This window comes from Nocardia altamirensis NBRC 108246, from assembly GCF_001612685.1.
GTDB lineage: Bacteria > Actinomycetota > Actinomycetes > Mycobacteriales > Mycobacteriaceae > Nocardia > Nocardia altamirensis.
The window spans coordinates 40220-63928 of record NZ_BDAY01000055.1; the positions used below are offsets into that span (position 1 = coordinate 40220).

General features: G+C 67.3%; 19 protein-coding genes. 8 read left to right on the top strand and 11 right to left on the bottom strand.

What is annotated here, in order from left to right:
• Window positions 1-876: 876 nt before the first annotated feature.
• From NA11_RS27690 to NA11_RS27700, 3 genes are all read left to right on the top strand, one after another.
• Window positions 877-1830 carry a ParA family protein gene (locus NA11_RS27690; protein WP_245746225.1) on the top strand — a complete coding sequence of 318 codons (954 nt, stop codon included), beginning with the start codon at window positions 877-879 and terminating at the stop codon, window positions 1828-1830.
• Between the two features lie 70 nt (window positions 1831-1900).
• Window positions 1901-2923 (top strand): ParB/RepB/Spo0J family partition protein, encoded by a 1023-nt coding sequence (locus NA11_RS27695; protein ID WP_069164954.1) that lies wholly within the window; start codon window positions 1901-1903, stop codon window positions 2921-2923.
• 254 nt (window positions 2924-3177) lie between these two features.
• The gene (locus tag NA11_RS27700) at window positions 3178-3915 is read left to right on the top strand and encodes a GNAT family N-acetyltransferase (RefSeq protein WP_069164955.1); all 738 of its coding nucleotides are present in this window, start codon (window positions 3178-3180) and stop codon (window positions 3913-3915) included.
• A 77-nt stretch (window positions 3916-3992) separates the two neighbouring features.
• Here the strand turns inward: NA11_RS27700 and NA11_RS27705 are convergent, their stop codons facing one another.
• The 6 genes from NA11_RS27705 to NA11_RS27730 form a co-directional block, all read right to left on the bottom strand.
• Window positions 3993-5186, bottom strand: coding sequence for an N-acetylmuramoyl-L-alanine amidase (locus NA11_RS27705; RefSeq protein WP_069164956.1), 1194 nt, complete (start codon window positions 5184-5186; stop codon window positions 3993-3995).
• 188 nt (window positions 5187-5374) lie between these two features.
• The gene (gene trxA, locus NA11_RS27710; RefSeq protein WP_069164957.1) at window positions 5375-5722 is read right to left on the bottom strand and encodes a thioredoxin; all 348 of its coding nucleotides are present in this window, start codon (window positions 5720-5722) and stop codon (window positions 5375-5377) included.
• A gap of 60 nt (window positions 5723-5782) precedes the next feature.
• Window positions 5783-6763 carry a thioredoxin-disulfide reductase gene (gene trxB / locus NA11_RS27715; RefSeq protein ID WP_069164958.1) on the bottom strand — a complete coding sequence of 327 codons (981 nt, stop codon included), beginning with the start codon at window positions 6761-6763 and terminating at the stop codon, window positions 5783-5785.
• A 164-nt stretch (window positions 6764-6927) separates the two neighbouring features.
• Window positions 6928-7791: an RsmA family anti-sigma factor gene (locus tag NA11_RS27720; RefSeq protein ID WP_141717879.1), complete on the bottom strand. Its 864-nt coding sequence runs from the start codon at window positions 7789-7791 to the stop codon at window positions 6928-6930.
• Between the two features lie 74 nt (window positions 7792-7865).
• On the bottom strand, window positions 7866-8399 hold the full coding sequence (gene sigM / locus NA11_RS27725) for an RNA polymerase sigma factor SigM (RefSeq protein ID WP_069164983.1): 534 nt from the start codon (window positions 8397-8399) through the stop codon (window positions 7866-7868).
• Window positions 8400-8741: 342 nt separating this feature from the next.
• Window positions 8742-12593 (bottom strand): murein biosynthesis integral membrane protein MurJ, encoded by a 3852-nt coding sequence (locus tag NA11_RS27730; protein ID WP_084655129.1) that lies wholly within the window; start codon window positions 12591-12593, stop codon window positions 8742-8744.
• Window positions 12594-12621: 28 nt separating this feature from the next.
• Between NA11_RS27730 and NA11_RS45045 the strand changes: the two genes are divergently transcribed.
• Window positions 12622-12906, top strand: coding sequence for a hypothetical protein (locus NA11_RS45045; protein WP_141717880.1), 285 nt, complete (start codon window positions 12622-12624; stop codon window positions 12904-12906).
• Between the two features lie 613 nt (window positions 12907-13519).
• On the opposite strand, the gene NA11_RS45875 is transcribed toward NA11_RS45045, so the two are convergent.
• The 3 genes from NA11_RS45875 to NA11_RS27740 form a co-directional block, all read right to left on the bottom strand.
• Complete coding sequence (locus NA11_RS45875; RefSeq protein ID WP_167837747.1) at window positions 13520-13690, bottom strand: hypothetical protein; 171 nt, start codon at window positions 13688-13690, stop codon at window positions 13520-13522.
• 158 nt (window positions 13691-13848) lie between these two features.
• Complete coding sequence (locus tag NA11_RS27735) at window positions 13849-16365, bottom strand: DUF6049 family protein (protein WP_069164961.1); 2517 nt, start codon at window positions 16363-16365, stop codon at window positions 13849-13851.
• A gap of 128 nt (window positions 16366-16493) precedes the next feature.
• A complete protein-coding gene (locus tag NA11_RS27740) occupies window positions 16494-17033 on the bottom strand; it encodes an NUDIX hydrolase (protein WP_305793859.1) in 540 nt (179 codons plus the stop codon).
• 247 nt (window positions 17034-17280) lie between these two features.
• Here NA11_RS27740 and NA11_RS27745 point away from each other — a divergent pair, with 247 nt between their 5' ends.
• Entirely contained in the window at window positions 17281-18741 is a 1461-nt protein-coding gene (locus NA11_RS27745; RefSeq protein ID WP_069164963.1) for a CCA tRNA nucleotidyltransferase, read from the top strand.
• A 72-nt stretch (window positions 18742-18813) separates the two neighbouring features.
• On the opposite strand, the gene NA11_RS27750 is transcribed toward NA11_RS27745, so the two are convergent.
• The gene (locus NA11_RS27750; RefSeq protein ID WP_069164964.1) at window positions 18814-19629 is read right to left on the bottom strand and encodes a hypothetical protein; all 816 of its coding nucleotides are present in this window, start codon (window positions 19627-19629) and stop codon (window positions 18814-18816) included.
• 216 nt (window positions 19630-19845) lie between these two features.
• Between NA11_RS27750 and NA11_RS27755 the strand changes: the two genes are divergently transcribed.
• The gene (locus tag NA11_RS27755) at window positions 19846-20601 is read left to right on the top strand and encodes a LamB/YcsF family protein (protein WP_069164965.1); all 756 of its coding nucleotides are present in this window, start codon (window positions 19846-19848) and stop codon (window positions 20599-20601) included.
• A 17-nt stretch (window positions 20602-20618) separates the two neighbouring features.
• Window positions 20619-21320, top strand: a complete 702-nt coding sequence (locus NA11_RS27760) for a 5-oxoprolinase subunit B family protein (protein ID WP_084655125.1) — start codon at window positions 20619-20621, stop codon at window positions 21318-21320.
• Window positions 21321-21326: 6 nt separating this feature from the next.
• Here NA11_RS27760 and NA11_RS27765 read toward each other — a convergent pair whose 3' ends face one another.
• Window positions 21327-22856, bottom strand: a complete 1530-nt coding sequence (locus NA11_RS27765; RefSeq protein ID WP_069164966.1) for a glycoside hydrolase family 183 protein — start codon at window positions 22854-22856, stop codon at window positions 21327-21329.
• Between the two features lie 286 nt (window positions 22857-23142).
• On the opposite strand from NA11_RS27765, the gene NA11_RS27770 reads away from it, so the two are divergent.
• Window positions 23143-23691 carry a hypothetical protein gene (locus NA11_RS27770; RefSeq protein ID WP_069164967.1) on the top strand — a complete coding sequence of 183 codons (549 nt, stop codon included), beginning with the start codon at window positions 23143-23145 and terminating at the stop codon, window positions 23689-23691.
• Window positions 23692-23709: the final 18 nt, after the last annotated feature.

Sequence of the window (23709 nt, forward strand, 5' to 3'; positions counted from 1 at the left end):
TGCTAGGACGCCGCTGCCCGAGCAGCGGGCAGAGGCGCGTGGATCCACCCGCGCGTAAGGGTTCTGAGTGTCGCACCGTTTCACGGGAAACATGGCGGCCCCTTCCCCGCGGATTGTGTTCGGGCAATGGACCGAAGTTCAGGCATCGGGTGGCATTCGAATGTGTGCCGACTCGTACGAGGTGGAAGGCCGATCTTCGACGGGCGGCTCGAAGCCGATCAGGTTCGGATTGGGTGCGTGGTGAAGGACGAACCCATCGGGCCGGAGTTCTGAACCCATTGTGTTTCCACACTCCCCCGGGCAACGTCACTCGGGTCGGCACCTCACTCCGGTTGGCGGTGGCGGTGGTCGCGCGCGAGATGCCGTCAGCCCCTGGGTGCCCCGGAGTGCGCTGAAAGCGAGCGTGCGATCACTCCGCTGGAGCGATGTTTCATGTGAAACCGAGATGCGGTGTTGTCGCTGGATCGGTTCGGGAGTTCAGCTGCGGGGTCGCGGAGCGCGGTGTAATCCGTTGGGGGGTGGTGTTTCATGTGAAACATTGAGGTTCGGGGGGTCGAATACGGACAGATTCGAGTGTCGTTCGCGCGTTGCCGCGATTCAGCTTTCTTATCGCGCCCAGGGCTGGCAAGCTAGTGAGCGTCGGGCGTGAGCGTAGATGCCACGGTGGATTTGGTGTCACAGCGGCGAGGGCTCCGCTCGGTCGATCGGGCGCCGCGAACCCGGTTGAGCATCATGTTCGTACCGACACAGCTGTTTGATGACACGGCGCCGACGCTCGTCGGAAGCACGTGATCTGAACGTTTCTCGGGTTAGGAGCTGTCTATGTCGAGCGGTCCGGCGAATGTTTCACGGGAAACGACGTCGCGCGTGCCGGGAATGCTGGACTCCAGCAATTTCGACGCGGAGGCATTCGGAAGCACACCGTTCGGGAACATCTCCCCCAGTGAGACCCCGATCGCGGCCGAAGCACAACGCGCCAGCCAGATTCTCCATCCAGGAAAGGTGACAGTGCAGAAACCGCACGAGCAACGCATCATCACCATCGCCAATCAGAAGGGCGGCGTCGGCAAGACGACCACCGCGGTGAATCTCGCGGCCGCCTTGGCGCATCAGGGGATGACGGTCCTCGTGATCGATCTGGACCCGCAGGGCAACGCGAGCACCGCCCTCGGCATCGAACATCACTCGGGTGTTCCGTCCAGCTACGAACTTCTCATCGGCGAGGTGTCGGTCTCGGATGCGATCCAGCAGAGCCCGCACAACGAGCGCCTGCTCTGCATTCCGGCGACGATCGACCTGGCCGGCGCGGAGATCGAACTGGTGTCGATGGTGGCCAGGGAAGGCAGGCTCAAGGCGGCCATCGAGCAGGCCAACATCGCGGGCTACGACATCGACTACGTGATGATCGACTGCCCGCCGTCGCTCGGTCTGCTGACCGTCAATGCGATGGTCGCGGCCAAGGAGGTGCTGATCCCGATCCAGTGCGAGTACTACGCGCTGGAGGGTGTCGGGCAGTTACTCCGCAATATCGGCTTAGTGCAGGCGCACCTGAATCCGGCGCTGCACGTGTCGACGGTGATCCTCACGATGTACGACGGCCGGACCAAGCTGGCCGATCAGGTGGCCGAGGAGGTGCGCGGCCACTTCGGCGATGTGGTGTTGCGTTCGGTGATTCCGCGCAGTGTGAAGGTGTCCGAGGCGCCGGGCTATGGGATGACGGTGCTCGATTATGATCCAGGCTCCCGGGGCGCGATGAGCTACCTCGATGCCGGACGGGAAATGGCGGCTCGGTCGACCGTGTTGGCGCGGGTCGCCGAAGGCGCGGAGTGATCTGGCCGAGTGCGACCCGGGTCGGTGAGACCCGGTTTGGTGTCGGAACGAGGAAGGGGTCAACAGACCGATGAGTCAGGCGAAGAAGGGTGGGCTAGGACGCGGTCTTGCCGCGTTGATCCCGACGGGACCGGCGACGGCGCCGGGGCTCAGCAGTCAAGCGGCCAGCGTCATCGGTCTGGATCCGATCGGGCCGCAGCCCGCGTCGGCGTACTTGCATCGGGTCCCCGACCCCACCGACGACGATCTCGCCTCCGGCGGTGCCGTCTATCGCGAGATCCCGCCGGAGCAGATCGAGCCGAATCCGAAGCAGCCGCGTCAGGTTTTCGAGCCGGAAGCGCTCAACGAATTGGTGCATTCGATCAAGGAATTCGGTCTGATGCAGCCGATCGTGGTGCGTCGGATCGAGCCGGGTGTCGACCAGTACCAACTGGTGATGGGCGAACGCCGGTGGCGCGCTTCGCAAGAGGCGGGCCTGGCGGCGATCCCCGCGATCGTGCGGGAGACCGCCGACGAGTCGATGCTGCGTGATGCGCTGCTGGAGAACATCCACCGGGTGCAGCTCAATCCGCTCGAGGAGGCGGCGGCCTATCAGCAGCTGCTGGAGGAGTTCGGCGTCACTCATGAGGTGCTCGCCGACCGCATCGGCCGCTCGCGCTCGGCTGTCACCAACATGATTCGGCTTTTGAAGCTACCGATTTCGGTGCAGCGCCGGGTGGCGGCGGGCGTGCTGTCCGCAGGCCACGCGCGGGCGCTGCTCGGGCTGACCGCGGGCGTGGACGCGCAGGAGGAACTGGCCAAGCGCGTTGTCGCCGAAGGTCTCTCCGTGCGCAGCACCGAGGAAGCGGTCATCCTGGCGAATCAGGAGGTGGCCCCGCCGCCGGTGGATCCGTCGGAGCCGCCTACCCCGCAACGCAAGCCGATCGTCATGCCCGGTCTGCAGGATGTGGCCGATCGGTTGTCCGGGTCGTTCGACACTCGGGTGATCGTCAGCATGGGCAAGCGCAAGGGACGGATCGTGGTCGAGTTCGGTTCGGTCGACGACCTCGAGCGCATCGTCAATCTCATGGAGCAGAGCAAGCGCGATATGTGACAAAAGTGACAAAAGTAGACTTGTGAATGCGAGAGGTATGACCCAGGACGGAAACGTCACTGTGACAGCGAGTCGAATCCGTGAATCAGCGGACCAGATGACTCGCCGGGGACATACCAACCACAAGTTCCTGACCAACAGCACAGCGACGTGGAATGAGGCGGGTTCGTTTGATCGCTTATTCTTGCTGGCGAGCAACAGAGTGATGCGGCATGAGTGTGGATGAATCGGACAGCTGGAGGCTGAGCAGAGCAGTGTCGACCAGCGTCACAGCACTAACCCTCGGTGAGCTCGACAAGCTCCCCGCGCACTCCCGGCGCTGTGTGTTCTGGGAGATGGATCCTGCCGTCGCCGAGGACTCCCGCGGCTTCAGCGATCCGGTCTTCGAAAAGGAAGCCTGGCTCTCCACGGTCCTGCTGGAATGGGGTTCGTGTGGGCAGGTCGCAAACGTCGACGGCAACGTCGCGGGGTGTGCCCTGTATTCGCCGCCAAGCGCAGTGCCGCGCGCCGCGCTCTTCCCTACCTCACCGGTAAGCCCGGACGCGGTCCTGCTGACCACGCTGCGGGCCGAATTTCCCTATCAGGACAAAGAGGTTGCCCACCAGTTGATGCAGGCCGTGGTGGCCGATCTGGTGCGTCGTGGTGTGCGCGCGCTCGAGGCGTTCGGCATCCGATTCGATCCGCCCGCGCACGCCCTGTCCGAGCGATTCGGCTCGATGACGCTGATGGAGCGGATCACTGCGCCGATCCTCAAGACTTCCGGCCCGACCATGTCGGGTGCGCTGGCCGAGTGTTCGCCGGAAACCTGCATGATCGAGGCGGATTTCCTGGAGGAGGTCGGCTTCGAGGTGGTCGCACCGCATCACAAGTTCCCTCGGCTGCGTCTGGAGCTCAACTCCGACCACGGCTGGAAGGAAGACGTGGAACGGGCGCTCGATCAGCTGCTGGCTGCCGCGTCGATGGCGCCGCCCGCACGCATCGGCGTGCGCTGAATCGCTGAGACACGAAGCGCCCCTGTCGACGAATCGACAGGGGCGCTTTCCGTGAACAACTCTCTCGGCGGCTGCCGCTACATCCGGTCGGCCGCGGCCAGTTCCTCCGCCAGCAGTTCCGCGAAAGTGTATGTGCCCGTTGGCTGGTCGTCTTGCCCGAGCAGATACAGCCGCTTCACCGAGATCAGGATCGCCTCGGCGATCACATCCCGCATCCGTGGATTGGTGAGCACGTTCGCGTCGTAATCGTTTGTCAGATAACCGATATCGACCTGCACGGTCGGCATCTTGGTCAGCCGCAACAGATCCCATGTCCTGGCGTGAGTCCGGCAGTCCTGCAACGATGTTCGCGCGACGACCTCACGCTGGATGAACCCGGCGAGCACCTGCCCGATCATCGACACCGAGCCGTGCGAATTTCCGAAGTAGAAGCCGGCGACACCGTTGGCCAGCGGGCTCGGGTTGGTCGCGCAGCGCAGCGAGATCATCAGGTCGGCATCGAAAGCGTTCGAGGTGTCTGCACGTTCCGCGTCGGTCGGGTTGGCGCCCCACGGCCGCGAAAGGAAGGTCTCCATGCCGGTGGCCGCCATCCGGCCTTCGAGCCGACTTGCCAAGTCCCATAGGATTTCCGACTCGTACACCTCGCCGTACTCGCTCGGCACCGGGTGGCCCTTGTCCGGCCCGCCTAGCCCAGGATCGATGACGATGCGCTTGCCGGTGAGCTGGGGCCCCGCTCGGTGCACCACCTCTTCCTCGGCGATCCGATGCGGATTGCCGCCGGTGACGCGAGCGCCGAGCAGATCGAGCGACCGTAGCGTGTCCGGACCACAGATGCCGTCGGCCGAGAGCCCGATTTCCCGCTGGAAAGCGGTGAGTGCCTCGTGGGTGTGCGGCCCGAAATAGCCGTCCACCCGATGCACATAGAAACCGAGGTCCTGCAGCTTGCGCTGCAGCGTCGCCACGTCATCGCCGTACAGGGGCGCGGAGAGCTGATAGATCAGCGTCCGCGCACCGAGCCGGTAGGACGCCTCTTTCAGCGCCCGATAGGTGGCCGGGCCGACAACACCGTCGACGAGCAGTCCGCGGTGCTGCTGAAACGCGCGCACTGCGGAGTCGAGTCGGTGGTCGAAGGAGGCTTCGGTGTCTTTCCAGTACTCGCGCGCGTCATCGTGATCGGTGTCGACGTGTGCGTGGAGGAAACCGAGGCTTGCCAGGGTGCTCCGAACCTCTGCTACGGCTGGACCGCTATCGCCGTGACGAAGTCGGTGCATGCGTGAGAGCCCTTTCCTTCCGTCAATCCGGGTACCCACTCATGCGATGGGATACACCTTCGCACGACCGGCGTCGGTCGATTGTCTCAGACCCGGATGGGAATTCGACATTCCCGAGTCCAGGCATCCTACGGCGCGTCGGTCGAACACGACGTCCTTTGACGCCTATGACGTTATAGCGCCAGACGTCAGATAATGCCGTCGAGTTCGCGCAAAAGGGCGGCTTTGCCCTTCGCTCCGACGATCTGCTTGACCGGTTGACCGCCGCGGAACAGCATCATAGTGGGCAGCGAAAGGATCTTGTAATCGCGGGCGGTGCCCGGGTTGGCGTCGACGTCCAGCTTCGCGATGGTGAGCTTGTCCGCGTGCGTGCCCGCGATCTCCTCCAGCACCGGGGCGACCATCTTGCACGGCCCGCACCAGGCGGCCCAGAAGTCGACGAGGACCGGCTTCTCGCTGAGCAGCACGTCGTCGGCGAAGGACGCGTCGGTGACGGTGATCGTCTTCGCGTCGGTCTTCTTGGCAGTCTCGGACATGGGTTTCTCCTTGTTGAAGCGCAGCTCGCCCGCGGGGGTGCCGCGGGCGAGGGACGAACGTCAGTTGGCGGGCACCGCGACCGAGCGGCTCGCGTGGTCGAGCGTGTTCGAGGTGATGTCACCCTGTTCGGCGAGCCAGCGCTCGGCGTCGATCGCCGCGCGGCAGCCGGTGCCTGCGGCGGTGATCGCCTGGCGGTAGGTGTGGTCGACCAGGTCGCCCGCGGCGAACACGCCGGGCACCTCGGTGGCGGTGGACGGGTGCACCACCTGCACATAGCCTTCGTCGTCGAGCTCGACCTGACCACGCACCAGCTCGCTGCGCGGATCGTGGCCGATGGCGACGAACAGGCCGGTCGCGGCCAGCTCCGAGGTCTGTCCGGTCTTGGTGTCGCGCAGCGTGAGACTGGTCACGGCGGTATCGCCGTGCACCTCGGTCACCTCGGCATTGAGCACGAACTTGATCTTCTCGTTGGACTTGGCCCGCTCGAGCATGATGCGCGAGGCACGGAACTCCTCGCGGCGGTGCACGATCGTCACGGTGCTGGCGAACTTCGTCAGGAAGATCGCCTCCTCCATCGCCGAATCGCCGCCGCCGACCACGACGATGTCCTGGCCCTTGAAGAAGAAGCCGTCGCAGGTCGCACAGGCGCTGACGCCGCGCCCGAGCAGCTTCTGCTCACCGGGCACGTTGAGGTAGCGGGCGGCCGAACCCATGGCCAGGATCACCGCATAGGCCTGGTAGGTCTCGTCGCCGACGGTGACCGTCTTGATCGGACCGCTGAGGTCGATCGCGTCCACGTCTTCGGTGCGGATCTCGGCGCCGAACCGTTTGGCCTGCTCGCGCATCTCTTCCATCAGGTCAGGGCCCATGATGCCTTCGCGGAAACCGGGGAAGTTCTCCACCTCGGTGGTGGTCATCAGCGCGCCACCGAACTGGGTGCCCTCGAACTGCAGCGGCTGGAGCTCGGCGCGGGCGGCGTACACAGCGGCCGTGTAGCCGGCAGGTCCGGAGCCGACGATGATCAGGTCGCGAACGCTCATGGGGCCCTTCCGGGGGTGTTATCAACTGGACGTCTCGGTCAACAACAGGGTAATGGCTATTGTTCCGGCATCGGACCGGTGCCGGGTGAGCTTGGGCTCAGTCGTGAGATGTGCCGCACTCCTGGAGCTACGCGAGATCGGTTATCGCGTAGGTCACCCGAGCCTCAGCCGATGTCCTGCAGCGCGAGGCGCTGGGGATCGTCTGTGGTGCAACCGGTTCCGACGATCAGCGCGGTGATCTTCGGCGTGCGCGGCCCGGAGAGCAGCAGCAGGACCGCCGCCTTGCCCTCGTAGACGAAGTCGGTGGAGCCGAGCACGCTTCGTTCGAGTCCGTTGGCGCGCACGCAGCGCTCCTGGGCAGGCACACTGGCGAGCAGTCCGCTGGCGTCGTTGCGGCCGAGCGCCGCGAGCAGGACAGGGGAATCGAGCAGGGTGGGTGCGACGACCTTGGTGCCGACCGCGGTGGTGCCGACGTTGGTGGGGCCCGAGGTCGGCTGCGCGATCGGTGGGGCGTCGTTGCCACGCACCGAGGTCAGTGCGATAGCGGCGCAGGCAACGACCGCGACCGCCGCAGCGGCGGCGGTGAGCCAGCGCAGCCTGCCGCGCCGGTGTTCGTCGAGTGCGACGGGGGCGGCCGGTGTGCTCGTCGGCGGAGTGGAAACCGCAGGGGTATCGGCCTTTTCGGGTTCGGCGGAGTACGGCAGCCGATAGATGGTCGCGCCCTCGTCGGCGGGTTCCTCGGAGAGGTCGAGTCCGTCGACGAACAGTTCGAGCCGGGCCGCGACATCGTCGGGCATCGCATGGATGACGTGGTCGCTGCGGCCGAGCGCGCGCAGTTCACTGCTGACATCGTCGAGCGCATGCAGGTAGCGCAGCGACTCGCCGTCGCCGCGGACCACGGGCCACAGCTGCTCCCCCACTTCGGGTGCGACATTGCCGGCGTGCAGGTCGGCGAGCAGCTCGGCGGAGAACGGAGGCTGCGGCATGGACCTGGTCGCCATCGCACCTCCAGTGTTCTCATCTGACATCACGGAATCCCCTCGGGCCGGGGAGCTGCTTGGACATCGCGTACGGGTTCGTCACTATTACTGACGCATCTCAACTACTTCCGGTTCCCCGGATCGCGGAGAAATTCCAAACGTTCTTGTAGTCGCTGTCGACCGCGGGCGCAGCGGCTCTTGATCGTCCCCTCCGGAACGCCGAGCATCGCCGCGGCCTCCGCCACGCTATACCCCTCCAGATCGATCGCGACCAGAGCGGTCCGCTGGTCCGGCGGCAGCGAGAACAACGCGTGGTCGACGACCAGCGACATCTCCAACTCGGCCACCGCGTCCCGCTCGTCGCGGGGTTCCGGCATCGTCTCCGGTGTGAGGGAGACGGCCTTGCGAATCTTGTTGCGCCGGATCCGATCCAGACAGGCATTCACCACGATCGCGTGCAGCCAGCTGCGTACCTCGGCCTCGGCCCGGAACGACGCTGCGGTGCGATGGGCCGACAGCAGCGCGTCCTGCAGTGAATCCGCGGCGTCCTCGCGCGTGTAGGAGGTGCGCAGCGCGGTCTGCCACAGATGATCGTTGTGCCTGCGCAGCAACTCGGCGAAGGCGTGCCGCTGGCCACGGACATGGGCCTGCAGCAGCTCGACATCGGTGTAGTCCTCGCCAACGAACGGCCGCTCGCGGAACGCGACAGGCCGCGAAGAACCCCCGCGGAAATCCTCGTTCAAATCGGACGACAATGCCAACCCCTTGGACAGCGCTCACGGTGGCAACGGACACGAACGACCATCGCCGAAATTTCGCAGCATCCAGGATCGAGTAACCAGAACCCGGGAAGCTCCCCTGCTGAGAGCGCGAGGAGATCATATCGTCCTGCACGATTCGACAGCAACCAAACGGGAAACGGAGAATGACGCGAGAGCGGGCGTCAGCGCGTGGCCTGCACGGTTACACGACACATGCGGCAGTGGATCCGAAACTAGCTAAGGTGCAGCGTCGAAACGAATATCAGCGATCGAGGTTTGGAACTGACCACCGGAGTTCCCTAGTCCGGTAATCCAGACGAGCACGTAGCGGACAGCTTGATCGGTGCGCACCGTAATATCGGTGATCCCGTCGCCTAGCTTGGCCGAGCCGATCAACTGAGTCTGATCCAGTGTCGGCTGCGCGGTCGGCGAGGTGCGGATCTCCACCGAGGTGCCTGGGCTCGGCGAGTTGATCGAGACGGTTGTCAGCTTCGCCGGGCTGGGTAGCGTCGCTAGTAGCCCGACGCCTTTCTTCAGTGCGGGGAACTGCTGGAAGTACTGGTCCGTCTTCCATAGGGTGCCCGGGTTCTGGTCGATGACCGCGTTCACGGTGCCGACCCCGTCCGGCGTGCCCTCCGGCGAGAACACCGTCACCCCGGTGATCGGTAGCGGTACGCCGCCGGCCGGGGCAGTCGGTCCTGCGGCCGCTGGTGTCGCCGCGGGCGGCGCGCTGTTCGTGGTCAGGCCGATGTTGCGCTGTTCGTTGAGTGGCGCGTCGGAGGCGCCCGGCGCGAACACGCTGACCATCCACCAGATCACGATGCCGACCACGAGCGCGGCCAGGATGCCTAGCCCGACCATGATCCACATCATCCGCTGGGATCTCTCCCGTTCCGCCGCAAGCAGTTCCGGGTCGGCCAGCGACTCGTCCGGCGCCGACGGTGGCCGTTGGCCAAGGCGTAGCACGGGGATGAAGTCGGTCTTCTGGTCGACCACCGACGCCTGCTCCAGCACGTGCTGGACGGTCGCGGCGGTGCGCACACCCTTGTTGGACTCCAGCGAGCGCACCGCGACCGCCGAAATCTCGAAGGGCACTTCCGGTCTGATCTGCCTCGGCTCGACCGGGGTGCCGTCCGGGCCGAAGTCGGCGAGCCGCAGTCCGCCGACGGTCGCGGCGGTGCCGGTGACACCGCCGGAACGGATCGGCCAGCGTGCGGTGATCAGTGCGTAGAGCATCGCGCCGAGGCCGCGCACATCGGACTGCGCGTCGGAATCGGACAGCGTGCCGGGGAAGGCGAGCACCGCGTCACCGGACGCGCTGATCCGCACCCGATCCGGATGATCGATGGACAGCGAGCCACCACCGCGATGGGCCAGCTCGGCGGCCGAGGCCAGCGCACGAATGGCGCGCGCGGCGCCGATCGGCGACGGCACGGTCTCGGCCATTTCACGCAGCGACCGGCCCGGCGTCCACTCGGCGACCACGATGCCGCCGGAGCTCCCGCGCACCACATCGAGCACTCGGGCGAGACCGGGCGAATTGATCCGGCCGAGGCGCAGCGTGCGGGACAGGATGGCCTGCGGGCCGTCGTGGCCGGAGTTGTCCGCGGCTTTCTGGTCGGCGTCGACGAACGTCAGCGCGACCTCGCGGTCCAGCTTGATGTCGAGCGCCTGCCAGAACTTCAGGCCGCGCGCGCCACCGTGCCCGGCGAGTAGCCGGTATCGGCCGCCCGCCACCGACGCGCCGGGAATCAGCTTGGGGCCACGCGGAGTTCGTTTGACACCGCCGCCGAGCGGCGGCATCTCCGGCGACCCGATCGGGATCATCCCGGTGTCGTACATCGGGTCGCGTGGCGGCAGCTGATTCTGGCGATCCTGCGGCTGGCCCGGTTCGGGTGCCTGCGGTGCCGCGTCGTGATCCGCAGGACCGGTACCGGTCTCTCGGTTCGCGTACGCGGGATCCGACGGCTCTCCTCCGGGCGGCGGGGCATCGGTCGAAAGCCCGCCTGCCGTGGTCGCAGAAGAATCAGCGGCTGGGACGCCGCCCACCGCGTCGTCGCTCACCCTCGGTCCTCCTTCGCCCTGGTATGTCGAGGTTTCGGCGATTTCGCCACTTGTGCTTCTCTGCCGAACAGGGTACGGGAACTCGCCCATGCCGGTGATGTCAACGGCGTCGGCTCGGATCACGGGAAGCACCATCGTCTGCGCGTCCATGTACGGGTCGAACCTCGGGTACGCCAGATAGGGGTCAGGCCTGCGGAGCACCTGGGTGGCGTACTGATCTTCGACCGGTCCGTCCAGATCCAGATCGGGTGCGGGCGGGGTCCAGCCGAGGCGGCGCGAGATGGCAACGGTGATGGCGACAACCTCCGGAACACCGGCGAGTCGCATCAGCCCGAACGCTACCGCGAACATGACGACCGCGGTGATCGCGACCCGGATGAGTGACCCCGGTCCGCCGAAGGCATGCGTGAGCCGTTCGAGCCCGAGCACCCGATCCACGATCCACATGACGGCGCCGCCTGCGATCGACGACAGCACCACCCTGGTGACGGTGCGGCTGACATTCGACATCCGCAGATCGCCGAGACTGCGGTGCAGCAGATAGCCGCCGACCACCGCGCCGACCGCGAACCCGAGGCCGTTCGCGACGCCGAGCGCGATCACGACGTGTTCGGCGTCGGTCACCATCGGGGCGATCGCGGAGAACACGATCTTCGCGGCCGTGATGCCGAGGATGATCCAGGTCGGGATCCAGGCTTGTTCCCTGGCGTAGAACACCCGCAGATGAATCAGCACCAGCGCGTAGGGAATCAGCGAGAACGCCGACCAGCTGACGGCGAGGCCGAGGCGCGCGGCGTCGGAGCCGCCGAAGTTTCCGTAGCCGTACAGCGCCTGCCCGACCTGCGGCCCGGCGAGCGTCAGGAAGGTGACGACCGGGACGAGCGCGATCATGGTCAGCCTGGTCGCCGCCGAGAGATCGTCGACGACCGCGGGAGTGTCGTCGGCCGCGGCGTTGCGGCTCAACCTCGGCATGATCGCGGTGAGCACGGTGACGCCGAGGACGCCGTAGGGCAGCTGCAGCAACAGCCACGCGTTGTTGTAGATGGCCGGGCCTGCCGCGTCGGCGTGCGAGGAGATGCGGGTGGCGAAGACGAAGCCAGCCTGGCTGATCAGGACGTACAGGATGATGGCAGCGCCCATCCCACCGAACTGCTTGAGCCGCGCGTCGACACCCCACAGCGGCCGCAGGTCGATGCGCTCGCGCCGGATCGCTGGCACCAGGCTGATGGCCTGCACCACCACGCCGATCGTGACGCCGCCGCCGAGGACAAGCAGTTTCGGATCACTCATCTTCACCGGGTTGAGCGTGATCTCCCCCGGCATCAACACATAGAGGCCGAGCACGGTGAGCACGACGACGTTGTTGAGCACCGGAGCCCACGCACCAGGTTTGAAGTTCTGCCTGGTGTTGAGGATGGCGGTCAGCAACGCCGACATGCCGTAGAAGAGGATCGCGGGCAGCAGGAGGAAGGCAAGCGCCGTGGTCAGCCCGGTGTTCACCTTGCCGTCGTCGGACAGGAACACATAGGTGGTCAAGATCGGTGCGGCCGCGGTGGCGAGCAATGCCGCGGTGGCGAGCACGACGAAGGCCGCCGTGACCAACCGCCGGACGAAGGCGGCGCCGTGGTCGGGGTCTTCTTGTTCGGCACGCACCAGCGTCGGCACCACGATGGCGGTCAGCACCGCGCCGAGCACCAGTTCCGCGATCATGTTCGGGATCTGGCTCGCCACGGTGAACGCACTGGCGATGGCGGGGCCGAGCACGGTCAGCAACAGCAGCTGCTTGCCGAAGCCGGTGACCCGGCTGATCAAGGTCGCGAAGGCGATCGAGCCGGAGTCGCTCAGCAGCCGGGAGCTCGAATTCGGCTTGGCTTCCTTCGAACTCGGCGCGAACTCCTCGGCGACCTCCCACTCCTGGGTTCGGGGACGGTGGCCCTTCTCGGCGACCGCCGCCGGTGGCTGGCGCCGCTGCGGCGGGTACGGGTCTGGCCTGGCCTGCGGCGGCGCGTAGCGCGGGGGTGGCACGCGGCTGGACTGCGGCGCACCCACCGGGATGGGGCCTGACTGGCCCGGCCGAGGTGCGCTGGTCGGAACCGGGTCGGATTGTCCTGGCGCGGGCCTGGACTGGTTGGGCACCGGACGCGGCGCGATGGGTTGGCCCGCAGCCGGGTACGGCGCGCCGGCCGGACCCGAGGCAGGGCGTGGCGGACTGTGCTGGCCCGGCGCTCGGCGCGGTGTGCTGGTTGGTAGCGCTCCGGACTGGTCGGGCGCTTGGCGCGGTGCGCTGGTCGGGATGCCACCCGACTGCCCGGGTGCCGGACGCGGCGCGTTCGGCTGACCGGGCGCTTGACGTGGTGCGCCCGGCGCTTGGCGCGGTGCGCTCGCAGGTAGCTGTCCGGACTGACCCGGTGCCGGACGCGGCGAACTGGTCGGAATTCCACCGGACTGCCCTGGTGCTGGACGTGGTGAGCTTGTGGGGATCCCACCCGACTGACCCGGTGCTGGACGTGGCGAACTGGCGGGGAGCCCACCGGACTGACCCGGTGTCGGGTGCGGCGAACCGGTCGGGCTTCCACCCGGCTGACCGGGAGGTGGTGGCCCGGGGCGCTGGCCAGGCGGCACCGGCCGCTGTTGCTGCCCTGGTCCCTGCGGGGTTGCCGGATATTGCCGTTGGCCTGGATGTGGCGCTGGTGCAGGCCGTTGCGGTGGACCCGGCGGTCGCTGTGGCGGTCCCGGCGGCATGCGCTGACCTGGCCACGGCTGTGGCGGGGCCGATGGCCTACTCACATGTGGGGTGCGCGGCGGGGGCGCCTCGTGCGGATCGGGCTCGGGCTCGAACTCGTCCGCTTCCGCCTGAGGTGGTAATCGTTCCCACGGCGCGACGGGCGCGCGCCGGGCCGGTGGTCGATCGCCGGGGCGAGGCCGGTGCGGCGATGCGTCATCGTCGCTCATCACGCCTCCAGTGTCGTGCGGGACGCCCGCACCCGCTCGGCCACGCTCAGCGCCGCGCGATCGTCGGTCATCGCGCCCTCCCGCGCCGCGCGGGACAGGCCGTATCGGTCGGTCCGGCAAGCGACGTCATGGCTGATCCGCTCACCGTTCCTCCTGGTACTGCCCTTCACCCACACCGCACGCGCGCGGATGCGGGCACTCCGCGATTGTCCTCCACTCTGCCACTGTGGTTTGCCGGACGTCCAAATCTGGTCGCCGTGGCGGGTCTCCGGGTGAGCAACTTCGCAGTGAGTTCGGCACGCGGCGCGGGGCGCCGGTCGACCATGCCTCACTGTGCCTCCTGCTGCTCCTGCTGTTCGATGACCCGCTTCTTGGCGCGCCGGTACCGGTTGACCCGCCGCCGGGTGTTCGGATCGAACCCCTCGTCGGCCGGGTCGGGCTGCCCGCGGAACCGGCGCCACAGGCGGCGTCCGGCCAGCAGGAACAGCAGCACTCCGGCACATGCCGTAATTATTGCCAAGACCTGACCATAGGCGTTGGAACGCACCGATACCTGCGTGGCATTACCCAGCGGGATGCCATCGGGTGTGGTAAGCGAGATCGGAATGATGAAGGTTTCGCTGTCGCGCACCTCGGTCGGAATCTGGAACGAGCGCTTGCCTTTCGGCGGCAGGTCTTGCACGCCGAGGTCTTCGATCTTCACCGCCGCAGGCACCTCGATCTTGATCCTGACCTGGACGGACACCGGCAGATCGTTCTGCGCGACCAGCAGCAGCGGGCTCTGTTCGGATGCGAGGGTGTACACGCCGCCCGGCGGCAGCACTGTCACCGAGTGATAGATCTTGTCCAACGTCCGAGTGGACTGGTCGATCCTGCGCTGCGCGAAGGTGTTCGCCTGCGACGCGTCGCCTGCCCGCCGATCGGACAGGCTCAGCGTCCGGATCAGATCGTCGCGCAAGGGATTCAGGAACTGGCCCGGCTTGAGCTGGGCTTCCGGCACGTCGATCAGTGCGCGCATCAGCTCACTGATCCGCCTGGCCTGGTCGCGCACCGGATCGAAAAACCGGTCGGGGACCGCGTCTTTGGCGGCCTGCGGCAGGTAGTCCAGTTCGTACGGCTGCGGGTCCGGCGGCTGCTCGATCAGCTCCTTGAACGGGCGCGGCGCGGCCAGATTGCTGCGCACCAGCAGCTCCAGCTGGCGTAACAGGGTGGTCGCCTCGTCCCGGTTGGCGCTCCACTGCTGCGGTGGGACGAGCAGTAGCGAGCGCGGCTGGTCGGGCTGCGGATTGAGCGCCGACCACGACATTGCGCCGAGTGCGTCCTGTAAACGGGCGGTGCGGGAATCAATGGTGACGTCGTAGCGCACCTTGGCCGGGGTGAACGAGGGGGTCGGCGGGTTCGAGCCGACCGCGGCCAGTGCGGTCGCCGACCAGATGTCGAATGTCGCCGCATGCAGCGCCGGGTCGGCAGGCGGATTCCCGTTCGGCGGAACCGGATTCGCGGGCGGCACCGGCTCGGCAGGCGGTGGTGCGGCCGCGGTGATCGCGGGCAGCCTGACCACGGGTGGGGCCGCGGGCTCGCTCTGCGAGATCTGGTTCACCGTGGTCTGGGCCCGGCCCCTGGTGGTCGAGGTCGGCCGCACCGCTTCGGACGTGCCCGCCTTGCCCTCCTCGGCGACCGCGGTGTCGGCAAGCACGGCAGTGCTCAAACCATGGCTGCGCAACAACGTTCCCGCGCCGCCGTCGATGCTGCCCGAATCCGGCAGGCTCACCCCGCGCACCGACTTGGTGGTCAGGATCGTATCGATGAGCTCTGCCGGTGCGTTGATCGCCCTCGCCGACAAGTCGGGGTCGTTCACGGCCGCCAGCGCATCGAGGTCGACCTGTCCGAACGGCAACGCCACGGTGCACATTGATGCGGCGAGGGTGCGCAATCGGTCCAGCCAACTCTTCGCCTGCGCGCCACCGGTGCCGTCCCTGATCGCGCCGCCAGGATCGGACGGGCTGGCCAGCACGCGATAGCCCTTGGTCATCGCCTGCGCCGTGAGCAGCAGGTCGGGGTCGATCGCGAGACACACCGAGGAGGCGAGGGTCCGGTCGCGGCCCGGCGCCGGGCCGACCACGGTCTCCACTGCCCCGAGGAGTTCGTCGAGGCGGCCACCCTTGTCGAGTTGCTTGGCCAGCTCGTCGTCGGTGAGTTCGATCTTGCCGTCCACCGAGCCAGCGACGCCGGCCACCACGCGTGGTCGGTCGGCCAGCGGCCACAGCAGTGTCGTCGGCACCGGTGCGCCCGCGGGCATGGGTACCGCGGCGCTGGCGTCCGCGGAGTTCGACGTCGGCGGCAGGCCGAGCACCGGCAACAGGAACCGGGCATCGTCGAGCCTGGACTCGACGCCATAGTCGGGCTTCCCGTTCACGTTCAACAACAGCGGGTACACGCCGGGTTCGTTGATGGCCAGCGAGGTACTCGACCCACTGCCCTGGCGCAGCGGGATGCGCATACTGAACTGCTTGCGCTCGAACGGTTTCAGTTCGGTCGCGATGGCCTGGAACGGCGCCTGCAGGTCGTAGCTGTTCTCTTCGAGCTGCAGCGTCGCGCGCAGGTTGCTCGGCGTGGTGATCGCGGCCGCGCGCTGCATCCGGACCCGGATGTTCTCCACCACGCGATCGCCGATATTGGTGAGCGTGCCCGCCACCGTCAGCACCGGATCGCTGGTCGTCGTCACCGCCGTCGGTGTCACCGAATCCAGCGTCAGCTTCACGAACTTCTTGGCCCCGTCGGACTGCGCAGTCGCGGCGGGCGCGAGCACCGTCGGCACGGTCGCCGCCGTGCCGAGGGCGATCATGGCCACGGCAATGACGCGGGACAGTATGCTCCGCTGCCACCGCCGGTCCCGTCGCTGAGGGCGCGGGCCAACCCATCGCCCGGCTACCACCCCCCGCGGAATCGCTGCGCGATGCCGAGAAGTTTGGGTCATCGCTTGCCGGTCTCCATCCGGTCGATCAGTTTGTTGGCCACTTCGGCCAGGCGCCGCTCGTCCGCGTATGCCAGTCGGGAATTCAACTCGCTCAACGGGACCCACGCCACCTGGGTGACTTCCACGTCGGCGTCGGACAATTCGCCGCCGGCGAAACGCAACAGATAGTGATGCACGGTTTTGTGTACCCGCCGGCCGTCGGTGACGAACCAGTAATCGATGCTGCCGAGCTCTGCCACCACGACGCCGCTGATGCCGGTCTCCTCCGCCACCTCACGGATCGCGGTTTGCTCGGCCGTCTCACCCTCTTCGATATGGCCCTTCGGCAGCGACCACAACAGCCGCCCACGCCGATCCGTTCGCCCGATCAGTGCCGCGCTTCGCTGCTCCCGCGGACCGTCCAAGCCGTCCACGACCAGCCCGCCGGCTGAGGTTTCCCGCACCGTGCGCATGCGCGGTTTCGCCGCGTTGGCGGTCGAACCGCGGCGCCGAGGCTGGCGGCGTCGACTGTTCGCACGATCGGCCGGAGACACCAAGCAATCCTACTGTGCTGATAATTGGCCGCGTGGCCGCGGCCGCGAACGGCGCTCGCAGAACTCGCGCGTGGTGATTGCGTTGGCAGGGCAACGTCACAACCGGCTGTGTGCGCTGGATTACTGTTGCCGCTGAGGTGGCCGCGGACGTGCTTGTAAGGACTCGCGTGGTGGACAGCGTCGGCAGAAAGTTGTCGCCTGTTGTGTGCGCTGGGAAATGGGTTGGGTGGGCTCGGTAAGCTGCTGATTCGTGGTTTCGCCCAAGTCCGAGGACGCAGAGCTGGATAGACGTACCCGATTGCTGGCTGCGGCGGCGGTGACGTTGGGCAGGCTGTCCGATGTGGTCGAGCCGCTCGGTGAGCTGTTCGCGGCGCGCGGGTTCGAGTTGTATCTGGTCGGCGGCAGTGTGCGGGACGCGGTGCTCGGACGGCTCGGCACGGACCTGGATTTCACCACCGACGCGCGCCCTGAGCAGGTGCAGGAGTTGCTGCGCGGGTGGGCCGATCATCTGTGGGATACAGGCGGTTTGGCGTTCGGCACGGTCAGCGGGTCGAAGGCGGGGCAGCAGCTGGAGATCACCACCTTCCGCAGCGACAACTACGATCGGGTCTCCCGCAATCCCGAGGTCACCTTCGGCGACAATCTCGCCGACGACCTGGTGCGCCGCGACTTCACGGTCAACGCGATGGCGGTGCGCATCGGCGCCTGCGGCGAGCTCGAGTTCGTCGATCCGCTCGACGGGATGGCCGCGCTGCTCGAAGGCGTGCTCGATACCCCTGCGGCGCCGGAGGATTCGTTCAACGACGACCCGCTGCGGATGTTGCGCGCCGCCCGGTTCGTCGCCCAGCTCGGCTTCGAGCTGCACCCGAGGGTGCGCGCGGCGATCACCGCGATGGCCGACCAGATCGATCGGATCACCGCCGAGCGGATCCGGGTGGAGCTGGACAAGCTGATCGGCGGCTTGCATCCGATCGACGGCATCAACATCATGTGCGAGACCGGGCTGGCCCAGCGGGTGCTGCCCGAGGTGCCCGCGATGAAGCTGGAGATCGACGAGCATCACCAGCACAAGGACGTCTACTGGCATTCGCTGACCGTGCTCGAGCAGGCCATCGACCAGGAAGAGGGCGACCCCGACCTGGTACTGCGCTGGGCCGCGCTGCTGCACGACATCGGCAAGCCGGACACCAAACGCAACGAGCCGGGCGGCGGCGTCAGCTTCCACCACCACGAGGTGGTCGGGGCGAAGATGGTGCGCAAGCGGATGCGGGCGCTGAAATACCCGAAGCAGTTCACCGAGGACGTGGCCCGGCTGGTGTTCCTGCACTTGCGTTTTCACGGTTACGGCAAGGGTCAGTGGACTGACTCCGCGGTCCGCCGCTATGTCACCGACGCCGACGAACTGCTTCCCCGCCTGCACAAGCTGGTCCGTGCCGACTGCACGACCCGCAACAAGCGGCGGGCGGCCGCGTTGCGCGCCACCTATGACGAGCTGGAAACCCGGATCGCGCGGCTGCGCGAGCAGGAGGATCTGGCCAAGGTCCGCCCCGACCTGGACGGCAACGCGATCATGGAGTTGCTCGGTCTGCCTGCGGGACCCGAGATCGGCAAGGCGTGGCGGTTCCTCAAGGAGCTGCGGCTCGACCGCGGCCCGATGAGTCGTGAGGAGGCGGAGGCGGCGCTGCTGGAGTGGTGGAAAACGCAGAGCTGATCCACCCTGTCGCCTCCTGCCGACCCACCCCGTCGACGCCAACCGCCGCAGGCCCCGGTGTGCTTAGCAGGCTCAGAAGACGATCAGCCTGGTCCCGGTGACGATCGCGGAGCGGATCTGCGCCAGATCGAACGACCCGGTGATCTCGGGCAGCTCCACCCGGAAGCGCACCAGGTCGCCGTCGCGGGTGGCGTGCACGATGCGCGCCTGATTCGGCAGCTGTTCCAGCAGCAGCGCGGGTGTGCGGATCATCCGCCGCGGCATCCGCAGCCCCAACCAGCTGACTCGGTGCAGGTGGACGGTGACCTGGTTGTCCGTCACGGAGGCGTCGACGAGAGCGGTCAGCAGTCGCCGCCGGTGTTCGGCCCGGATGAGTCCACTCGCATCGATGCTGAGTGCCCAGTCCAGCGGCTGGGTGTTGAGCCACCCGACGAGCGCCGCGGTGGTCACCGTGCCGTCGAGGTCGAGCTGGGTGGTCCGCACCTTCGTCGGCATGCCGGGGATCAGCCGGACGCCGTGCGCGATCACGGTGACGGCCTCGATCGGGTGATCGTCCCAGCGCAGCCTGGACAGCACCGTCTTGGTCTGGAAGTGGGCGCCGCGCCTGCGCACCTTGAGCACCTGCAGGGTGGCGTGCAGGTCGTGCCCGAGCAGGGTGGCGGTGACTTCCTGCCCGCCGAAGCGGCTGAGAATGCCTTCGCTGAGCACGGTCATCAGGACGTCAGGCACCAGCGCCGTTGCGGCACCAGCGCCGAGATCGGCGACCGGATCGACCCAGGAGGTGGTGACCGAGATCCACTGCTCCAGCCAGGACTGGTCGAAAAGGCGCTTGCCGAGATCGACGGCCCGCAACGGCGACCAGGACTTCGGATCGAAATACGTGGCCATGATTGGTCCGAGCGTACTTGCCGACACCGGCCTCGACCATCGCGCTGTGACCCAGGTCGCCGGATCTCCGGCCATCGCATACCGGGGTGAACCGGGGCGGATGTTTGCCGGTGAGCTGCGGATACTTCGCTACGTATCGGGCATTCTTGCTTGTGGAAGGTCGTCGGAACCAGAATCAGGAGTCTGTCTCCGATACAACTCCACGGAAGGGTGCATATGCCGCTGGATCTGAACAGCGATCTCGGCGAGGGCTTCGGTCCGTGGACGATGGGCGACGACGCGGCGATGCTCGACATCGTCACGAGCGCCAACATCGCCTGCGGGTTCCACGCTGGTGACCCCTCGATCATGCGCAGGGCCTGCGCGCTTGCCGTCGAGAAGGGCGTGCGGATCGGGGCGCATGTCGGCTACCGGGACCTGGCCGGCTTCGGCCGCCGCGACATCGTGATGGATCCGGCCGAACTGCGTGATGAGGTGCTGTATCAGATCGGCAGTCTCGACGCGTTCGCCAAGGCGGCGGGCGATCGGGTTCGCTATGTGAAACCCCATGGTGCGCTCTACCATTCGGCGTCGCGTGAGCGCAGGTTCGCGGACGCGGTGCTGGCCGCGCTTGCCGAGTACGACCCGAGCCTGGCGCTGCTCGGCCCTGCCGGGAGCGAGTTGGCACACGCGGCCGAGGCCGCCGCCGTGCGGTTCGTCGGTGAGGGTTTCGCCGACCGTGCCTATACGCCGAGCGGCACCCTCGCCGCGCGCGGCCTGCCCGGCGCGGTGCTGCACACCGACGAGGCTGTCGCGCAGGCGGTTTCGATCGCCGTCTCGGGCAAGGCGCGGGCGGTCGACGGATCGGGCGAGGTAGCGGTGCAGGCTGCGAGCATCTGCGTGCACGGCGATACTCCGGCCGCGGTCGAGATGGCGCGGCGCATCCGCAGCAGCTTGGACGAGGCCGGGGTGCCGGTCGCACCGTTCTGTTGAGTAGTGAGTCTGTCGCGGTGACCGAGGGGTCCGAGAAAGCCGACCCGGATCGGTTGATCCGGGCGGCAGGTGATCGCGCACTGCTGGTGACGCCATTGGGGCGAGCGGAAGTCGCCGAGCTGGTCGACGCCATGCGGGCGCACCCGCTTGGCGGCGTGGAAGACGTGCTGCCTGCGGCGGAAACCGTGCTCGTCACGCTACTTTCGGCCGAGCACGCGGAATCGGTGCGCCGCGCACTCGTGACGCTGCTGCCCGCGGTGCAAGAGTCTGCGGCAGTGGCGAATTCGGGCAGTGTTTCCCGTGGAACATTGTCGGACAACGATTCTCCGGACGACCCGCTCGTCATTCCGGTCCACTACGACGGCGCCGATCTCGCGGAGGTCGCCGGGCTGCTCGGGATGAGTGCCGCCGACGTCGTCGCGACGCACACCGGCACGGTGTGGCGGTGTGCGTTCGTCGGATTCGCCCCCGGCTTCGGCTACCTGGCTTCCCCGGACGACCGATTGACCGTGCCGCGAAGGCCGCAGTCGCGCACCACGATTCCCGCGGGCGCGGTCGCCCTGGCCGGTGGCTACACAGCGGTGTATCCGCGCGGCACGCCAGGCGGCTGGCATCTCATCGGCAGGACGGAGCTGACGATGTGGGATGTGGACCGGGATCCGCCCGCCCTGATCCACGCGGGCGGCTTCGTCCGGTTCGTCGACGCCGATCGATCCTGAACCGGCTCAGTTCGGCGAATCCAGCTCGGTGTGCATGAGATACACGTTGTAGCTGTCCCAGGCCGACAGGGTGTAGTACAGATCCTTGCTGGTCGACCACGGATGGATGAACCCACCATAGGACTTCGGGTAGTCGCTGGTGGAGAGCAACGGCACCGGCTCGGTCCACTCGCCCTGCGGGCTCGCCGCAGTGCGCAGCACGATCTCGCCACGGCCTGGATCGAGATACACCAGCTGCCACCGATCGCTCTCGTGGTCGTACCGCACCGAGATCTCGCTGGCCAGACCGAGAACCAAGGGGGTGGCCTGGTTTTCCGCCGCCGGCGCCCAGCTGCCACCCACCCAGTATTGATAGGCCGACTTGTTGAGCACGTGACCTTTCGGCACCCTGGCCAGCCCGATCACGCCGATCCGGCCGTTGGGCGTGCCGAACATATAGACGTACTCCCCCTGCGGCACCATTGCGGCCACCTGGAATCGGCCGACCCCGAAGAGGTTGTCCCACTTGGCATGCTGGTCCTTGGTCCAGGTGCGCCCGTTGTCGTCGGAGTAGGCGAGGCCGCCGTAGTTGTTCCACCACATGCCGGGGATGCGTTCCCATCGTTTCACCGACATGTAGCTCAGGTACTGGCGGTCGCCGAGGGCGAATCCCGAGGTCGGGATGGTGGTGGTTTCCCAGTTCTTGATCTTCCGGCTGCTCAGGATCTCGGCGGCGTGGCAGCTGCTGTCCTGCACCATGGTGTCCAGCGAAAGCCCGTCGGACAGTTCGCGATCGGTGCTGTAGCCGAGCACGTTGCTGCGCCAGTCCTGGTCGTCGCTGCCCATCCCGCCCGCCTGCCAACCCTTCCCGAAGGTGTCGCCGAAGACCATGGCGATCTCACCGGGCTTGGTTTCCCACATCACGCCGAGGTCGGTGCCGTCCACCTGCCAGCGCAGGTCGGTGCGATTCTGCGAGCCGTGCCCGGTCACCTGGCCGACCAGTTCGGTGGTTGCGACGCGCGGCGCGGCGACCGCTGCGACGCGCGGACCCGGCTCGATCGGGTGCACCACGGTGGGCGGTGCAGGCGGCGCCGCTTCAGCGGCGTCGCCAGGCACCGGGATCGGGATGGGTTCGATCTCCGGTTTGATCGCGATCCGCGGCAGGGCAAGCGGCGCAGGGGAACTCGGTTGCGCTCCGGCGCCGTTCTCGGGGAGTCGGCGTGGATCGGCATCCGCCGCCGCAGGTTTCGCGATGTCGCGGACCTCGGGGCACGGGGTGTGGCATGGGTCGAGCGGCAACCGCGGCGGATCGATCCGCGTTTCGTGCCGCGGCGGGTCGGGCACCGGGACGTGGGTGAGTTCGGGAATCGGCACCGGGATGTCGAGTTGTTCGGGCAGCGTCACCGGAGGCGGCGGTGGCAGTGCCGGATCGGGTGTCCGGTCGCGCGGGTCGAAACCGATTTCGCCGCAACTGTTCACCGGCGCGGGCGCCCACGGGAGCGGACCGGCCTGCGCGGGTGGGACGGGCAGGATGAGCAGTAGTGCACCGACCAGCATCGGTGCCAAGGGCGCGGTGACTCCGGATCGACGCGGCACGGACAGGGGGCTACTCGGCGATCCCGGCCAACGGACACGACCGGGTTCCCCACCCGGGTAGTAGCTTTCGCACCGCGTGTCGCACTGGAAAAGCCATGTCGCGTTGACTCCCTTTCGATTCGGGGCGAGGCGACAACAACGTACCTGACCAGCGAGAACGAATGAGGGACCTCGCGTCGTCGGCGCTGTCGGCACGGAATGCCGCGCGAAGGGGAACCGAACTGCGCTGGCGTGCGTCCAATCTCACATGGACGAGATCGAGTACGTGTTCGGCACGGGTGACGGCACGGTGCACGTCTGGACCAGCGAGGCGGATCTGAATCTGACCGGATCGGGGGCGCCCGACGCGGTGCAGCTCGACTTCGATGGCGACGGTCTCGTCGACGACGCCCTCTGGGATACCGGAGGTGTCGGTCTCGCCGACGTGGCAGCCCTGGATCTGGACGACGACAACGTCCTCGATCATTTCTATACCGACCCCAGCGGTAACGGCACCTGGAACCACCACATCACCGGCACCTCGGCCGACGCCTTCAGCGAACCCCTGAACTGGATCGTGCGCGCCGACCACGCCGCGGCCACCGAGCACGCGCCCCCACCCGAAGCCCTTGCCCCGGAGCCGGATCGACTACTCGACCAGCCCGGCAGTGCCGACGATCAACTGCAGGAGCCCGACGACCCCGCCTCGATGTCCGACCCGTCGCCGGGCAAACACACAGACCTGCCCGAATACCTCTTGGCGCACTGGATGAACCGCGCAGGACGCGATATCGACGACCGTCCGATCACCGCCTGATCCACACCTTCCGACCTG

Excerpts from the sequence above, each read along its gene's own strand:
- NA11_RS45045 (WP_141717880.1), top strand. The coding sequence starts at position 12,622 with ATGGGGCCTGACTGGCCCGGCCGAGGTGCGCTGGTCGGAACCGGGTCG.
- NA11_RS27690 (WP_245746225.1), top strand. The coding sequence starts at position 877 with ATGCTGGACTCCAGCAATTTCGACGCGGAGGCATTCGGAAGCACACCG.
- NA11_RS27770 (WP_069164967.1), top strand. The coding sequence starts at position 23,143 with ATGGACGAGATCGAGTACGTGTTCGGCACGGGTGACGGCACGGTGCAC.
- NA11_RS27705 (WP_069164956.1), bottom strand. The coding sequence starts at position 5,186 with ATGCACCGACTTCGTCACGGCGATAGCGGTCCAGCCGTAGCAGAGGTT.
- trxB (WP_069164958.1), bottom strand. The coding sequence starts at position 6,763 with ATGAGCGTTCGCGACCTGATCATCGTCGGCTCCGGACCTGCCGGCTAC.
- trxA (WP_069164957.1), bottom strand. The coding sequence starts at position 5,722 with ATGTCCGAGACTGCCAAGAAGACCGACGCGAAGACGATCACCGTCACC.
- NA11_RS27750 (WP_069164964.1), bottom strand. The coding sequence starts at position 19,629 with ATGGCCACGTATTTCGATCCGAAGTCCTGGTCGCCGTTGCGGGCCGTC.
- NA11_RS27720 (WP_141717879.1), bottom strand. The coding sequence starts at position 7,791 with ATGTCAGATGAGAACACTGGAGGTGCGATGGCGACCAGGTCCATGCCG.
- NA11_RS27765 (WP_069164966.1), bottom strand. The coding sequence starts at position 22,856 with ATGCTGGTCGGTGCACTACTGCTCATCCTGCCCGTCCCACCCGCGCAG.
- NA11_RS27735 (WP_069164961.1), bottom strand. The coding sequence starts at position 16,365 with ATGATCGCCCTCGGCACGGCGGCGACCGTGCCGACGGTGCTCGCGCCC.
- NA11_RS27755 (WP_069164965.1), top strand. The coding sequence starts at position 19,846 with ATGCCGCTGGATCTGAACAGCGATCTCGGCGAGGGCTTCGGTCCGTGG.
- NA11_RS27695 (WP_069164954.1), top strand. The coding sequence starts at position 1,901 with ATGAGTCAGGCGAAGAAGGGTGGGCTAGGACGCGGTCTTGCCGCGTTG.